Source organism: Pseudomonas sp. SGAir0191 (assembly GCF_002812565.2).
Lineage (GTDB): Bacteria > Pseudomonadota > Gammaproteobacteria > Pseudomonadales > Pseudomonadaceae > Aquipseudomonas > Aquipseudomonas parafulva_B.
The window spans coordinates 894,857-909,331 of record NZ_CP025035.2; the positions used below are offsets into that span (position 1 = coordinate 894,857).

13 protein-coding genes and 1 pseudogene are annotated in these 14,475 nt (G+C 63.4%); 4 read left to right on the plus strand and 10 right to left on the minus strand.

What is annotated here, in order from left to right; translation table 11 throughout:
- Positions 1-6: 6 nt before the first annotated feature.
- From CWR53_RS03980 to CWR53_RS03995, 4 genes are all read right to left on the minus strand, one after another.
- On the minus strand, positions 7-438 hold the full coding sequence (locus CWR53_RS03980; RefSeq protein WP_100850876.1) for a hypothetical protein: 432 nt from the start codon (positions 436-438) through the stop codon (positions 7-9).
- Complete coding sequence (locus tag CWR53_RS03985; RefSeq protein ID WP_100850877.1) at positions 439-2,193, minus strand: bifunctional alpha/beta hydrolase/class I SAM-dependent methyltransferase; 1,755 nt, start codon at positions 2,191-2,193, stop codon at positions 439-441. It abuts the gene before it with no gap.
- 30 nt (positions 2,194-2,223) lie between these two features.
- Positions 2,224-2,829, minus strand: a complete 606-nt coding sequence (locus tag CWR53_RS03990) for a CDP-alcohol phosphatidyltransferase family protein (RefSeq protein ID WP_058604852.1) — start codon at positions 2,827-2,829, stop codon at positions 2,224-2,226.
- 113 nt (positions 2,830-2,942) lie between these two features.
- Positions 2,943-3,830 carry a LysR substrate-binding domain-containing protein gene (locus CWR53_RS03995; RefSeq protein ID WP_058604853.1) on the minus strand — a complete coding sequence of 296 codons (888 nt, stop codon included), beginning with the start codon at positions 3,828-3,830 and terminating at the stop codon, positions 2,943-2,945.
- Between the two features lie 77 nt (positions 3,831-3,907).
- Between CWR53_RS03995 and CWR53_RS04000 the strand changes: the two genes are divergently transcribed.
- The gene (locus CWR53_RS04000) at positions 3,908-4,672 is read left to right on the plus strand and encodes a sulfite exporter TauE/SafE family protein (RefSeq protein WP_100850878.1); all 765 of its coding nucleotides are present in this window, start codon (positions 3,908-3,910) and stop codon (positions 4,670-4,672) included.
- On the opposite strand, the gene CWR53_RS04005 is transcribed toward CWR53_RS04000, so the two are convergent.
- Entirely contained in the window at positions 4,662-4,976 is a 315-nt protein-coding gene (locus tag CWR53_RS04005; RefSeq protein WP_058604855.1) for a putative quinol monooxygenase, read from the minus strand. The genes CWR53_RS04000 and CWR53_RS04005 overlap by 11 nt on opposite strands.
- Positions 4,977-5,135: 159 nt before the next feature.
- Here CWR53_RS04005 and CWR53_RS04010 point away from each other — a divergent pair, with 159 nt between their 5' ends.
- The 3 genes from CWR53_RS04010 to ggt all read left to right on the plus strand — a co-directional run bounded on the left by CWR53_RS04010 (position 5,136) and on the right by ggt (position 8,492).
- Complete coding sequence (locus tag CWR53_RS04010) at positions 5,136-5,726, plus strand: NAD(P)H-dependent oxidoreductase (protein WP_100850879.1); 591 nt, start codon at positions 5,136-5,138, stop codon at positions 5,724-5,726.
- 82 nt (positions 5,727-5,808) lie between these two features.
- Positions 5,809-6,714 carry a LysR family transcriptional regulator gene (locus CWR53_RS04015; RefSeq protein ID WP_058604857.1) on the plus strand — a complete coding sequence of 302 codons (906 nt, stop codon included), beginning with the start codon at positions 5,809-5,811 and terminating at the stop codon, positions 6,712-6,714.
- 110 nt (positions 6,715-6,824) lie between these two features.
- Positions 6,825-8,492 carry a gamma-glutamyltransferase gene (ggt, locus tag CWR53_RS04020; protein ID WP_100850880.1) on the plus strand — a complete coding sequence of 556 codons (1,668 nt, stop codon included), beginning with the start codon at positions 6,825-6,827 and terminating at the stop codon, positions 8,490-8,492.
- A gap of 290 nt (positions 8,493-8,782) precedes the next feature.
- Here the strand turns inward: ggt and CWR53_RS23430 are convergent, their stop codons facing one another.
- The 5 genes and pseudogenes from CWR53_RS23430 to CWR53_RS04040 all read right to left on the minus strand — a co-directional run bounded on the left by CWR53_RS23430 (position 8,783) and on the right by CWR53_RS04040 (position 14,310).
- Positions 8,783-9,646 carry a methyl-accepting chemotaxis protein gene (locus CWR53_RS23430; protein WP_375335482.1) on the minus strand — a complete coding sequence of 288 codons (864 nt, stop codon included), beginning with the start codon at positions 9,644-9,646 and terminating at the stop codon, positions 8,783-8,785.
- A gap of 39 nt (positions 9,647-9,685) precedes the next feature.
- Positions 9,686-10,702, minus strand: a pseudogene (locus CWR53_RS23435) (methyl-accepting chemotaxis protein); the annotation flags it as partial.
- Positions 10,703-10,908: 206 nt separating this feature from the next.
- Complete coding sequence (locus CWR53_RS04030; protein ID WP_058604860.1) at positions 10,909-11,784, minus strand: neutral zinc metallopeptidase; 876 nt, start codon at positions 11,782-11,784, stop codon at positions 10,909-10,911.
- 148 nt (positions 11,785-11,932) lie between these two features.
- The gene (trmA, locus tag CWR53_RS04035; RefSeq protein ID WP_058604861.1) at positions 11,933-13,018 is read right to left on the minus strand and encodes a tRNA (uridine(54)-C5)-methyltransferase TrmA; all 1,086 of its coding nucleotides are present in this window, start codon (positions 13,016-13,018) and stop codon (positions 11,933-11,935) included.
- On the minus strand, positions 13,015-14,310 hold the full coding sequence (locus tag CWR53_RS04040) for an NCS2 family permease (RefSeq protein WP_023534351.1): 1,296 nt from the start codon (positions 14,308-14,310) through the stop codon (positions 13,015-13,017). Before CWR53_RS04040 ends, trmA begins: the two co-directional genes overlap by 4 nt.
- Positions 14,311-14,475 lie beyond the last annotated feature (165 nt).

The following is a 14,475-nucleotide window of genomic DNA, read 5'->3' on the forward strand; positions in this document are numbered from 1 at the left end:
CGTTCATCATCCTTTGATAGACAGTATCAGCAGGGTAGCCAAGGCCACCGTGAGTTGCAGGCCAAGGCACAGGGCCTGGCGACGCAGCAGGCCGAGCGCAGCCCGGCTGCGCAGCGGCCAGGTACGCGCATCGGTCGGCTGCGGCTTGAGCCCATGGTCGAACAACGCGCGGTCCAGCGCCTGGGTGTCTGCCGCCAGGTCCTGGCTTTGGGCCAGGTGCGCGAACAGCTCGGCATCGAGCGCAACGCGAATGGCCCAGTACTTGTGCAGCATGCCCAGGCCAACGAGCAGCAGGCACGGCACAACCGACCAGGGCGACAGCGCCGCGCCAAGCAACGGCACCAGGCCGAACCCGAGCGCCAGCAGGGTCATGCCGTCCGAGAGCCCTGCCAGTTGCCGGCCCCGGCGCAACAGGCTGGCGACCAACACAAGGTCCACTCAGCGCACCCGTTGAGCGAGGCTGACACTGAAAATCCCCCACTCGTCGATGCGTTGGGTCACCTTGCGAAAGCCCGCTGCTTCAACCAGCTGGTCCATTTCTGCCTGGCTGCGGCGACGCATCACCCAAGCCTGGCCACCCCGGTGGCTGGTCAAGGCGCGCGCAATCATCTCCAGTTGCGGATGCCACGGTTGACCGGTGTAGACCAGGTAACTGCCATCCTCCATCGTCTGGGCCAGGCCAGCCAGTGAATGGCTCACCAGGGTGTTGCTGGCGAACAGTTCGTACAGGCCTGACACCACTGCCAGCGTCGGAGGCTGTTCCAGCGTCGCCAGGCTATGGCGGTCGAAGGCATCGCCCTGAACGAAACGTGCAATGTCACCCAGGCCCTTTTCCTGGATCAGTGCGGCGCCTTGTTGCACGTTGAGCGGGCTGTAGTCGCGCAGCAGGATTGACTCAGGGCGCTGATCGACCTGTTGCAGGGCTTCGAGAATGTAGCGACCATGGCCGGCTGCGATATCCACGATGTGCACTGGGCGACCGGCATCGCGCAGACGATCCATGGCCAGGCGCAGCAGCGCTTCGACATGCACCTTGCGCTGACGAATGCCACGCCAACCGATGGCATTGAGGTAGTTCTGGTCGACCAGACGGCCCAGCCCGCCTTTGCCCGCAGGCTGGTTGCGGTACACATAATCCAGTGTGCTGCCCGAATCGAAACCCGTGTCGAAGCCAAGCCGCACGCCGTCCGCTACCTTGCTGCCCAAGCGCAGCCCGGCACGGGTGGCGCGCCAGTAAAGCCCGCGCAGCGAGTGGCGGGGCAAGGGCGCGGCCAGGCTCTCGGCCTCGGCGCAACTGGCGCCGGTCTTGTCCGCATCGAGCAGCGAACGCCGTTCGACCGGGCAGGCGAAGCAGTGCTCGACGAATCGCTCGATACGGCGTAAGGCGTGTGCCCGCTCGCGCTCGCCCAGGGTGTCGTGGAAGAACCCCGGCAGCACGTGCATCTCCTTGCGCGCACTGCCCAGACGGTCGAAGAAGCGCTGCTGAGGTGCGCGCTCGACCACCAGGTCTGCACCGGAGACCAGCAGTTGCGTGGGTAGCTGAATCGCCTGGGCGTCGGCCACCACTCGGTCGGCGGCATCAAACAGGCCTAGCAGCATGGTCACCGAAATGGGCCGGCTGATCAGCGGGTCTGCCTTGTACGACATGACCCGTTCCGGGTCATGGGTCAGCAGTTGTGGCTTGACGTAGCTGTTGACGAAGAAATTGCCGCGCACGGCCTTGAGCAGCTTCAGGCCAGGGCGTGCAAAAGGTACATACAGCTTGACCTTGAACGCCGGAGACGCCAGCACCAGGCAACGTACCTTGGGTGCGTAATCATGCGCCCAGGCGGCCACCAGCACCGCGCCGACACTCTGCGCCAGCACCACCAGGTCCTGTTCGGCCAGCCCGTGGCGGGCCTGAATGTGCTCGATGAACGTCTGCACATCGCGCACGCTGGTCGCAAAGCCTGGGCTGTCCCCGCGTGCGCCGGGCGACAGGCCGTGGCCGCGGGCATCCCAGGCAAAAAAGTCATAGCCCGGCATGTCCAGCTCATCGGCCAGGTGGGCCATTCGCCCGCCGTGTTCATGGCCGCGGTGGAACATCACCACTGCCCGACGCGGCTGATGTTCATTGCGCGTGGCAGCCCAGTGACGGTAGTGCAGCTCGACACCGTCATGGGTGGAAAAATGCAGGCTTTGCGCTTGGCGCATGGTCGATATCCTTATGCGACGGGCGAAGACTCAGCGGGTTTCAGCCAGCCCGCGACGCACCCGGTTGTAGAGGGTATAGAGGCAGAGCGCCAGGACCACAAGCAGCAAACCATTGATCCAGGTGCCGTCAAGCAAACCCAGGGCGACACCGGTACCCAGTACGCCGAAGGCGAAAGCGCGGTCGCTCTTGCCCATGGGCCCGTCGTAGCGGCGCGAGGCACCTGCCAAAGGGCCCATTACGCCCGCGTATTCGCTGATCGTCGCCAGCAGCACCACCATCACCACCAGCGCCGGCCACACGCCCACCAAGAGCGCGAACGGCAGGTACAAGGCGGCATCGGCGATCACGTCGCACAGCTCGTTCAGATAGGCGCCAAGGGTGGATTGCTGGCCAAATTCGCGCGCCAGCATACCGTCGATGGCATTGAGTGCCATGCGCAGCAGCATCCATATTGGCACCAGAATGAACAAACCGTGGAGGTGAGGCAGGGCCGCTAGCAACAACCCTAGCGCAACGGAGATGACGGCAGCGGCGAGCGTGACTTGGTTGGCCGTGATGCCCCGGTCATACAGGCGCTGCACCAGAGGCCGCAGCAGGGCCTGGAAACGGGGTTTGAGCTGGTAGATCGATGCCACTGGCAAGTCCTTTTTGGTGGGGCGTTGTCGCGCATTCTGGTGCAGTCCTGGTGGCCGGTAAAGCCGCAGGTACCGGCGCTCTTGCCACTGACATGACTGCGCTGCAAGAAGTTTCAGGTCCGCTCGGTGAATACCCCCACCAATGCCGCTGCATAGCCTGGCAGGGCCGCGAAGTCCCGCGCGCACAACAGCAACCTCCGGTTAGCCCAGGGTTCCTGCAGTGCCATGGCCCGCAGCGGCAACACCCCTTGCCAGCGCTGCACCGCCGCCAGGGGTACGACGCCGACGCCGGCACCGCCTGCGACCATGCGCAACACGCCCTCCAAGCCCTCGGCACGGACCCTGACGCGCATGCGCTGGCCTGCACGCAGCGCCTGCTCCTCCAGGTAAAGGGCCAGGGCACTGGCCGGCCCGAGACCGACATGACCATGGGCCAGGCTGTCGACGAAGCGCGGCGTGGGAAGGTTGGCGAGCGGGTGATCATTCGGCGTCACCAGTACCAACGGATCGTCACGAAAGGGTCGTGTCTGTAGATGCTCGCTAGGGGCTGCGCTGGAGATGATACCCAGGTCGGCCATGCCCTGGGTGATGGCCTGCACGATGCGCAGGCTCGGGTGCTCCTGCACATCCACGCTCATCCCAGGGTTCTCGGCCAGGTAGGCCGCCAGCAGTTCGGGCAGGTATTGGGTCAGGGCCGCGGTGTTGCACAGCAAGCGCACCTGGCCCTGATGCCCCTGCGCGTACTGACCCAGGTCGAATTGCAAGCGCTCGACCTGTTGCGCGATGAGCCGGGCATGTTGCAGCAAGGCCTGCCCCGCAGGCGTGGGGCAGACACCCCGGCGATTGCGCAGCAAGAGTGCAACGCCCAGGGACGCTTCCATGGCACGAATCCGGGCGCTGGCTGCCGGTAGCGAAAGGTGGCTGCGCCCAGCGCCGGCGGTGATATTCCCGCACTCAACGGTGTGCCGGAAAAGCGTCAGGTCAACGAGGTCAAAATGCATGAGGCTCTGTCTGGGCAATAGGCTGACCACGAATATGACAGATGTTCAGCACGTCATGCATTCGCCATGATGGGCACATGATGACCTTCACAGCGTTTTACCAAGACCTTGGCCCAGTGTTGACTGCGCTGGTATTTGCCACCTTTCTTGTGGCAGGTGCCGTCAAAGGCGTGATCGGGCTCGGCCTGCCAACCGTTGCCATGGGGCTGCTGGGCCTGGCTATGCCACCTGCGCAGGCTGCTGCGTTGCTGATCGTCCCCTCCACGGTGACCAACCTCTGGCAACTGGCGGTAGGGGGGCATTTGCAGGCGTTGCTGCGCAGGCTGGGCCCGATGCTGGCCATGATTTTCATCGGCACCTTGCTGGGCAGTATGTGGCTGGGCATCAGCAGTGGCCCCTGGGCCGCGCATGCACTGGGGGGCGCACTGATGCTCTATGCCATTTACGGGCTGGCTGGGCCGGCCTTGCGCGTTGCGCGGAAACGGGAAGGGTGGCTAGGTCCTGTCTGCGGCCTGGCTACCGGTGTGATCAGTGCGGTCACAGGCGTGTTCGTGATGCCGGCAGTGCCTTACCTGCAAAGCCTTGGGCTTAACCGTGACGAGATGATTCAGGCCCTTGGGCTGGCATTTACGGTGTCCACCCTGGCGCTGGCCTTCGGCCTTGCCGGGCAGGGTGTGCTCGGCGGCCCGACGCTGGGTGCCTCTTTACTGATGGTGGTGCCCGCCCTGCTTGGCATGCAGGCGGGCCAGTGGCTGCGTCGGCGCGTCAGCGCTCAGGTGTTTCGCCGCTGCTTTTTCGTGGGCCTGATGCTGCTAGGCGTGCATTTGCTGATCAACGGTTAGCGGATGAGCCGCTGAGCATGTCGACCCGTTGGATTTCGAAGTCGCGCTCCAGGTAATCCATGCGCCGGTCGAAAAAAGCGGCCATGTGCGGCAGGGCCGAGTGCACATCCAGTGCCGCCTTGTTCGCCCAGACTTCGAAGAACACGAACAGGCTCGGGTCCTGCTGATCGCGCAGCATGTGGTATTCGATACAGCCAGGTTCGCGGCGGCTGGGCTCGACATAGGGCCGGAACAGTTGCTCGAAGGCTTCTGCCATTTCCGGGCGTGTCTTGGCTTTGAGAATGAAGGCGTACTGCTCGTTCATGACGTTCTCCTGCTTCGGGAGTGTTAAAGATTAAAGCAATAATCCCTATCGATTCGTGAGCTTGAGGCAAATGTATTTTGCCGTTGATTGGCTGTTTCCCAACCGGGCCTGACTTTAACCTGCTTGCCTGCAATCAGTGTCCAGGTCCGGGAGGCCCCTATGAAAAATATCCTGCTACTCAACGGCGGCAAACAGTTTGCCCATTCCGCCGGGCAGCTCAATACCACCCTGCACGAGGCCGCACTGGCGCACCTTGACCGTGCAGGTTTCGACGTACGTCAGACCTTCATCGACGGGGGCTATGATGTGCAGGAGGAGGTGGAGAAATTCCTCTGGGCTGACGTGGTGATCTATCAGATGCCAGGCTGGTGGATGGGCGCGCCCTGGACCGTCAAGAAGTACCTCGATGAGGTCTTCACTGCCGGGCATGGCAGCTTGTATGCCAGTGATGGTCGTACTCGCTCGGATCACACGCAAAAATACGGCAGTGGCGGGCTCATTCAAGGCAAGCAGTACATGCTGTCGCTCACGTGGAATGCTCCGCAGCAAGCGTTCGACGAGGCTGACGACTTCTTCGAGGGCAAAGGTGTGGATGCGGTGTACTTCCCTTTCCACAAGGCGCAGCAGTTCCTGGGCATGAGCGGCTTGCCGACCTTCCTGGCCACCGACGTCATGAAGCGCCCGGATGTCCCGGCCGCGTTAGCGGCCTATCAAGCGCACCTGGACCACGTGTTTGGCAAGGCTCAGTAGGCCTCTGCCTTGTGGGCATCGCTGGACTTCCCTCGCGCAAGCGGCTATCTAGACCCAGGCAACTCTATCCACAGGCCTTGATGTGAAAACCCGATCCGAAGAACTCCAGGTGTTCGTCGCCGTCATCGACGGTGGGTCGATCTCTGCAGCGGCCGCGCAGATGGGCCAGACGCCCTCGGCAGTCAGCCGAACCCTGGCGCGCCTGGAGGCCAAGCTGGGCACCACGCTGGTCAACCGCACCACCCGGCGCATGGACCTGACCGAGGAAGGACGGTTCTTTCTCGAACAGGCAAGGCAGGTGCTGCGGCAGATGGACGAGCTGGAAGAGCGCCTGGCGATGAACCGGCAGACGCCCACCGGTCGCCTGCGGGTCAACGCGGCCACGCCATTCATGCTTCACGCCATCGTGCCCTGGATAGGCGAGTTCCGGCAGCAGTACCCCGGCATCGAGTTGGCGCTCAACACCGATGACCTGATCATCGACCTGCTTGAGCACAGTACCGACGTGGCCATTCGCATCGGCGAGCTGGCCGATTCCAGCCTGCACGCGCGCAACCTGGGTTGCAGCCCGGTGCAGGTACTCGCCAGCCCGGCTTATCTGGCGCGTCACGGCACACCGCAGCGGGTCGAGGATCTGGCCGATCACTGCCTGCTTGGCTTCAGCCAACCCGAGACGCTGAACCAATGGCCTCTGCGCCATGCTCAGGGCGAGCACTGGACCATTCGGCCCACGCTGGTCGCGTCCAGCGGCGAGACGCTGCGCCAGCTGGCGCTGGCCGGGGAGGGCATCGTCAGCCTGTCGCACTTCATGACCCACGAAGACATTCGCAGCGGCCGTCTTCAGGTCGTGCTGCCCCAGGCCAATAACGGCCACCGTCAGCCCATCCATGCGGTGTACTACCGCAATACCCAACTGGCCCTGCGCATTCAATGCTTCCTGGATTTCATCCAGCGCAAGTTGGCGATCTACGCCTGTTCAGTTGCCTGAACGCGACATCTGCTGCCTAGGGGCGGCGCGTTCTCGACGGTGAGATTGCACAGGCCTGACGCTTGGGTCTTACTGACGGTCCCACAAGAACAACACCCAAGGAATGTGTCATGCGTAGCGTCCCTTTCCAGTACTTGGCTCTGGCAGCCGCGCTGTTGGGCAGCTCATCGGTGTACGCCGTTGCCCTGGAGGGCGGGGCTGTCGCCGCGCCTGATCAGTACGGCGCCCAGGTAGCCGCCGATATCCTGAAAAAAGGCGGCAACGCGGTCGATGCCGCGGTAGCCACCGCATTCACGCTGGCAGTCACTTACCCCGAGGCCGGCAACATTGGCGGTGGTGGTTTCATGACGTTGTTCGTGGACGGCAAGCCCTATTTCCTCGACTACCGCGAAGTGGCGCCCAAGGCGGCCACGCGCAACATGTACCTGGATGACAAGGGCGAAGTGATCGAGAACCTGAGCCTGGTGGGGGCCCGTGCTGCGGGCGTACCAGGCACGGTGATGGGCTTGTGGGAGGCCCATCGCAAGTTCGGCAAGCTGCCATGGAGCGAGCTGCTGACACCGGCCATCGGCTACGCCAAAAACGGCTTCAAGGTCGCGGACAAGCAGTATCAGTACCGCAACGATGCCCAGGGCATGTTCAAGACCGCCACCAACTTCAACGACTACTTCGGCAGCATGAAGGTCGGTGAGCTGTTCAAACAACCCGAGATGGCCCAGACCCTCGAGCGCATCGCCGACAAGGGCGTGAGCGAGTTCTACCAGGGCAAGACCGCCGACCTGCTGGTGGCGCAGATGCAGGCCGACAAGGGGCTGATCACCAAGCAGGACCTGAAGGACTACAAAGCCGTTTGGCGTGAGCCAATGGCCGTCAGCTGGCGCGGCAATGTGGTGTACACCGCGCCCCCGCCCAGTTCCGGTGGCGTCGCCCTGGCCCAGCTGCTGGGCATCAAGGAGGACCGTGCCGCCGATTTCAAGGGTGTGGCGCATAACTCTGCGCAGTACATTCACCTGTTGGCCGAGATTGAAAAGCGCGTCTTCGCCGATCGGGCCGACTACCTTGGCGACCCGGCTTTTACAAAAGTGCCCGTGGACCAGTTGGTGGCCAAGGATTACCTGGCTAAGCGCGCAGCGCAGGTCAATCCCAAGGCCATTTCCGCCACCGATCAGGTCAAGCCAGGGCTGGAGCCGCACCAGACCACGCATTTCTCCATCGTCGACAAGGCCGGCAATGCAGTCAGCAACACCTACACGCTCAACCTCGATTATGGCAGTGGCGTGGTGGTCAAAGGGGCCGGGTTCCTGCTCAATGACGAGATGGACGACTTCAGCGCCAAGCCAGGTGCTGCCAATGCGTTCGGCGTAATCGGTGGCGATGCCAATGCCATCGAGCCTGGCAAGCGCATGCTGTCTTCCATGAGCCCCAGCCTCATGACCCGTGACGGCAAGGTGGAGCTGGTGATCGGCACGCCGGGTGGGTCGCGTATTTTCACCTCGATTTTCCAGGTGATGAACAACCTGTACGACTACGGCATGCCGCTGGACAAGGCAGTGGCTGCGCAGCGGGTGCACCACCAGTTGCTGCCCAAGGACACGATCTATTTCGACAGCTATGCGCCGCTGACCGGGCAGGTGGCCGCTGATCTGAACAAGATGGGTTATGTGTTGGAGGACCAAGGCTGGGAGATGGGCGACATCCAGGCCATTCGGGTCAATGGAAAGACGCTTGAGACCGCGTCCGACCCGCGTGGTCGTGGGGTAGGGATGGTAGTGAAGTGAAAGGGCTGATGGCGCGCCGCTCGCTGGCGCGCCGGAGTGCTGGCATTCAGCCAATGGCTGGGGACCGCAACAAAAGCTGAGGCCGCTGTGCGGCCTATCGCGGCACAAGGCCGCTCCCACAGGATTCGGGTAGCCTCTGGATACGCAAAACCTGTGGGAGCGGCCTTGCCGGGGCGCCGGACCGGCCGCGATGGGCCGCAAAGCGGCCCCAGGTAACCAGCTCCACGACAGGCTGCACAAACTGCTACGGCGCCTCTGCTACGGCCCACCGTCCAACCCTCTGCTTCAGGTCAAACCCGGAACCGGCTGACCAGCATCTGCAACTCACCCCCAAGCCGCGCCAGCTCAACGCTCGACGCCGCCGTCTCGTCGCTGGCCGAGGCCGTCTGCTCCGACACATCGCGCACATTCAGGATGCTGCGGCTGATCTCTTCGGCCACCGCGCTCTGCTGCTCGGCCGCAGCGGCAATCTGCTGGTTCATCGACTGGATGCTCGACACGGTGCCTGTGATGTTCTCCAGCGACTCACCCGCCTTGCGCGCCAGTTCGACGCTGCTGTCGGTCAAGGCGCGGCTGCCCTGCATGGCATTGGCCACCTGCTGGGTGCCATGCTGCAGGCTGGCGATCAGCTCCTCGATTTCCTCGGTCGACTTCTGCGTACGCTGAGCCAGCCCGCGCACTTCGTCTGCCACCACGGCAAAACCGCGCCCGGCTTCACCCGCACGCGCCGCCTCGATGGCCGCGTTGAGGGCCAGCAGGTTGGTCTGCTCGGCCACCGACTTGATCACGTCCATGACGCTGCCGATCTTCTGGCTTTCCTGCTGCAACGCGGTCATGGCCTCGGTGGAGCGGTGCATGTCCTGCGCCAGGCGCTCGATCTGGCTGATTGCCTCGCCCACCACCCGATCCCCGGCCCGTGCTTCGCCATCGGCACCTGTGGCCGCCTGCGAAGCCTGCTCGGCATTGCGCGCCACTTCCTGAACCGTGGCGGCCATCTCGTGCATCGCCGTAGCCACTTGATCGGTTTCGACTTTCTGGCTGTTGGCACCGGCACTGGTCTGTTCTGTCACGGCCGACAGCTCCTCGGCAGCGCTGGCGATCTGGGTTACGCCATCGCGAATGCCGCCGATCAGCTCGCGCAGGGTCGTGCCCATGCGGGCAATGCCTTGCTGCAGCACCCCCAGCTCGTCGCGGCGGGTGACATGCAACTGCTGGGTCAGGTCGCCGCTGGCGATTTTCTCAACCGCGGCCAAGGTGTCCTGCAATGGCCGGGTGATCTGCCGAGTGATCAGGACAGCGGCCACGATGCCCACCAGCAACGCCAGCAGGGTGGCGATGGTCTGCAAGGTGCGCGCCTGGCTGCTTTCGACGTCGCGACGCTCCAGCTGGATCTTGTACAGCGCATCGCTGTGCTTGACGATGTCCGCGCCCTGGACCGTCATCTCGGCGCGAGCACCGGTAATGGTGGCCACGGCATCGCGGAATTGACGCGTAGCTTCACGGTAATCGGTAACTGCGCGCTCGAGCTGTTGCACTCGCTCGCTTGGGCCGGACAGTTCACGCTTGAGGCTATCGACCACCGCGAGCGCCGCATCGAGCTGGCGCAGAGCCGCCTGTTCATTGTCTGCCGTGTTGTCGGCGATGTAGCCGCGCACATCAATGCGCACCTGCATCAGCTGCTGGCGGGCCTTGCTGATCAGCTGGTACTGCGCAAGGCGCACGCTGTCGGCCTCTGGGCGAGCCATGACTTCCTGGCTCAATGCCTCCATGGCTTGGTCAGCCTCGCTACCGGCGCGGGTCATGGCGGCGCGGGCGGCACGGCTGGCGTCGTAGCCCTGGCGCATCTTGGACAGCGACACCTTGTAGGCGCTGATGATGTCGCCCAGTTCGCCCAGCAACTTGACGTTTTCAGGGCTCTTGAACGTGTTTTCCAGGTAAGCCTGCTGCTTGCTGAAGGTGTCGAGTTTGGCCAAGGTGTTGGCAGCAGCGGCGTCATCGCCGTTGGCGATCATGTATTGCAGGCGGGCAATACGCAGGTCGGTAAGGTCCTTGTTCAACTGGCCGATGTCGCTCATCCAGTTGCTGCGGTCAATGAGACCGCCCAGGCTCGTCCAGCCCACCAGAGCCAGCAGGCCGGTCAGGATCAGCACCAGGCCGAAGCCCAGGCCGAGTTTGAGGTTGACGCTGATATTGGCAAACCAGCTGTTCATGCACGCACTCCAGAAGTTGTTTTCGCTCTCTTGATCTCCGATAGCAAGGCGTTGTTATTCTGGATGCCCGCTCAATCGTGCTGGAGTTATCGGCCGTTGGCCAGGAAGCTGAAACGCTTTTTCAGCCGTAAGGGGCGATACGGCGCGTTTCAGCGACCACAGGTGGTGTAATGGTCGAATCAATCAGGGCGCAACGTTGAGCACCTTCAAAGATTACGCGCGCTGAAGGTGTCGCAGCTGTCAACGTCGCCTTGAGCGAACCCGGCCTTGAACCAGCGCACGCGTTGCGCCGAGGTGCCGTGGGTGAACGAGTCCGGCACCACGCGCCCTTGGCCCTGCTGCTGCAGTCGATCGTCACCGATGGCGTTGGCGGCATTGAGCGCTTCCTCCACATCGCCAGGTTCCAACCAGTTCAGGCGTTTTTGTGCCTGGTAGGCCCACACGCCAGCAAAACAGTCAGCTTGCAGTTCCTGGCGTACCAGCAGGCCATTGCTGCCTTCCATGCGCTGGCCGCTGCGTCTTGCCGCATCCACCTTGGCCGAGACGCCAAGCAGGGTCTGCACGTGGTGGCCGATTTCATGGGCGATCACGTACGCCTGGGCGAAGTCGCCGGCAGCCGAGAAGCGTGTTTCCATTTCCCGGAAGAACGACATGTCCAGGTACACCTGCTGATCCGCCGGGCAGTAGAACGGCCCTACCGCCGCCGTGGCAAAGCCGCAGGCAGAATTCACCTGACCACTGAACAGCACCAGCTTGGGGTCCCTGTACTGTTTGCCGGACTGGGCGAACAGGGCTTGCCAGGTGTCTTCGGTGTCGCCCAATACGGAGGCGACGAATTCGGCCTGCTGGTCATTGGCCGGTGGCGCCTTGCCATCGGTCACGGCAGGCGCTTGCTGCTGCATCTGGCCAGTCAGTTGACCGAGGATCTGCAAGGGATCCTGGCCCGTCAGCCAGCCGATCCCGACAATCAGCAAGATGGCGCCAAGCCCCAGCCCTTTGCCACCGCCAAAACGCATGCCACCGCCACCTGCGCCCCGTGCATCGACCACATTGTCGCTACGCCGGCCTTTTCGCCATTCCATGAGTGCTCTCCAGAGCGTGAAACAAGAAGACAAATATTAGTTCAACACAGCCTCAGGTGTCAGAGCACCGGCAGCTGTCTAGCGCATTGGAGATTGCCGGGGCGGCTGAATTCAATTTCATCGGCCCCGACCTGCACAGGATCCAGGCTCAGCGCCGCACCAGCAGCACACCGCTTTCCATGTGGTGGGTGTAGGGGAACTGATCGAACAACGCGCAACGCTCGATCCGGTGGGTATCGTGGAGCTGGGCAATGTTCGCCGCGAGTGTTTCCGGGTTGCACGAAATGTACAGGATCCGCTCGAAGCGCCGGGTCAGCTCGCAGGTGTCCGGGTCCATGCCGGCGCGCGGCGGATCGACGAAGACCGTGCCGAATGCGTAGCTTTTCAGATCGATGCCTTCCAGGCGGCGGAACGGGCGCACCTCGTTCAGCGCCTGGGTCAGCTCTTCAGCCGACAAGCGCACCAGCCGCACGTTATCCACAGCGTTTTCGGCCAGGTTGCTCAGTGCAGCATTGACCGAGGTCTTGCTGATCTCCGTGGCCAGCACCTGGCGCACCCGGGTGGCCAGCGGCAAGGTGAAGTTGCCGTTGCCGCAGTACAGCTCGAGCAGGTCGTCATCGCGCTCGCCAATGGCCTCGAAGGCCCAGCTCAGCATCTTTTGGTTCACGGCGCCGTTAGGCTGGGTGAATGCACCTTCAGGCTGGCGATAGCTGAACACACGGCCGGCCACGTCGAGCTTTTCAACCGCATAGTCACGGCCGATGACCAGGCGCTTGCCCTTGGAGCGGCCGACAAGGCTCACCCCCAGGTCTTCAGCCAGTTGCCGCGCAGCCACTTCCCACGCTTCGTCCAGCGGGCGGTGGTAGCACAGGGTGACCATCGCATCACCGGCCAGGGTGGTGAGGAATTCCACCTGGAACAGTCGATTGCTCAATGCCTCGCTGGCCTGCCAGGCCGCCTTCAGGCGCGGCATCAGGTCGTTGATGCGCTCGCTGGCAATCGGAAAATCGTCGATCAGGATAGCCTTGTGCTTCTCGCCAGGGGCGAACATCGCATAGTGGCGCTGGCCGTCCTCGCGCCACAGGCGGAACTCCGCACGCAGACGATAGTGCGCGCGCGGCGAGTCGAACACGGCAGGCTCTGGCGCACCAAAGGGGGCCAGCAGCGCACGCAGGCGGGCGGCCTTATCCTGCAGTTGCGCGTCGTAGGCGCTAGGGTCGAATGCAGCACTCATGCGTTGAACCAACCCAATTTGATGACGAACAGGATGGAAAGAATCACCAGGGCCGCGTTCAGGTCATGGCGACGCCCGGAAATAAGCTTCACGGCGGTCCAGGCGATGAAGCCGAAGGCAATGCCGTTGGCAATCGAATAGGTCAGCGGCATGGCCAGCGCGGTGACCACCACCGGGGCGGCTTCGGTGACATCGTCCCAGTTGATTTCCGCCAGGCCCGAGGCCATCAGCACGGCAACGAACAGCAACGCCGGCGCAGTGGCGAATGCCGGTACGCTGCCGGCCAGCGGCGCGAAGAACAGGGCCAGCAGGAACAGCACGGCGACCACGATGGCCGTAAGGCCCGTACGGCCCCCGGCGCTCACGCCAGCCGCGGACTCGATGTAGCTGGTGGTGGTCGAGGTGCCCAGCAGCGAGCCGGCCATGGCGGCGGTGCTGTCGGCAATCAGGGCACGGCCCATCTTCGGCATGTGGCCGTCCTTGCCCATCAGCCCGGCGCGCTTGGCTACGCCAATCAGGGTACCGGAGTTGTCGAACAGGTCGACGAACAGGAAAGCGAAGATGACGCTCACCAAGCCCACATCCAGCGCCCCGGCGATGTCCAGCTGCAGGAAGGTCGGCGCCAGCGAAGGCGGCATGGACACGATGCCCCCGAATGGCGTCACGCCCATGGCAATGGCGGCCACGGTCACGGCCAGGATGCCGATCAACACGGCGCCGCGCACCTTCAGCGCTTCCAGGCCTACGATCAGGAAGAAGCCCAGGGTGGCCAGGATCGGTGCCGGCTGGCGCAGGTCACCCAGGCCAACCAAAGTCGCAGGGTTATCCACAACGATGCCCGCGTTGTGCAGCGCGATCAACGCCAGGAACAACCCGATACCCGCCGCAATGGCCGAGCGCAGGGGCAGGGGAATGCTGTTCACGATCCATTCCCGGATCCGGAAGATCGACAGCAGGAAGAACATCACCGCCGACAGGAATACCGCGCCCAGGGCCACCTGCCAGGTGTGCCCCATGTGCAGCACCACGGTGTAGGTGAAGAACGCGTTCAGGCCCATGCCCGGCGCCAAGGCGATCGGGTAGTTGGCGATCAGGCCCATGGTGGTCGAGCCAATGGCCGCCGCCAGGCAGGTGGCGACGAACAGCGCACCCTTGTCCATGCCCGTCTCGCCGAGGATGCTCGGGTTGACGAAGAGAATGTAGGCCATGGCCAGGAAGGTGGTGACGCCCGCCAGTATCTCGGTGCGCACATTGGTGTTGTGTGCTTTTAGTTGAAACAGCCTTTCCAGCATGCCCGCTCCCCGAGGCGCCCCCGGCGCCATGAATATGTCGACCCCATCAGCAAAGCACAGACCGTACCGGCTGCCGTGATTTCTATGGGGCAGAAAAAAAGCCGCGCATCATACCAGCATGCCGGGCGGGGGCCTATGGCCGTCTGGGAATAGGCCGGCCCCGCC

What these genes read in the sequence shown, in the direction of transcription:
- CWR53_RS04000 (WP_100850878.1), top strand. Translation starts at nt 3,908, where the DNA reads ATGATGACCTTCACAGCGTTTTACCAAGACCTTGGCCCAGTGTTGACT.
- CWR53_RS03985 (WP_100850877.1), bottom strand. Translation starts at nt 2,193, where the DNA reads ATGCGCCAAGCGCAAAGCCTGCATTTTTCCACCCATGACGGTGTCGAG.
- ggt (WP_100850880.1), top strand. Translation starts at nt 6,825, where the DNA reads ATGCGTAGCGTCCCTTTCCAGTACTTGGCTCTGGCAGCCGCGCTGTTG.
- CWR53_RS04010 (WP_100850879.1), top strand. Translation starts at nt 5,136, where the DNA reads ATGAAAAATATCCTGCTACTCAACGGCGGCAAACAGTTTGCCCATTCC.
- CWR53_RS04030 (WP_058604860.1), bottom strand. Translation starts at nt 11,784, where the DNA reads ATGGAATGGCGAAAAGGCCGGCGTAGCGACAATGTGGTCGATGCACGG.
- CWR53_RS04005 (WP_058604855.1), bottom strand. Translation starts at nt 4,976, where the DNA reads ATGAACGAGCAGTACGCCTTCATTCTCAAAGCCAAGACACGCCCGGAA.
- trmA (WP_058604861.1), bottom strand. Translation starts at nt 13,018, where the DNA reads ATGAGTGCTGCATTCGACCCTAGCGCCTACGACGCGCAACTGCAGGAT.
- CWR53_RS04040 (WP_023534351.1), bottom strand. Translation starts at nt 14,310, where the DNA reads ATGCTGGAAAGGCTGTTTCAACTAAAAGCACACAACACCAATGTGCGC.
- CWR53_RS23430 (WP_375335482.1), bottom strand. Translation starts at nt 9,646, where the DNA reads ATGGGCACGACCCTGCGCGAGCTGATCGGCGGCATTCGCGATGGCGTA.
- CWR53_RS03995 (WP_058604853.1), bottom strand. Translation starts at nt 3,830, where the DNA reads ATGCATTTTGACCTCGTTGACCTGACGCTTTTCCGGCACACCGTTGAG.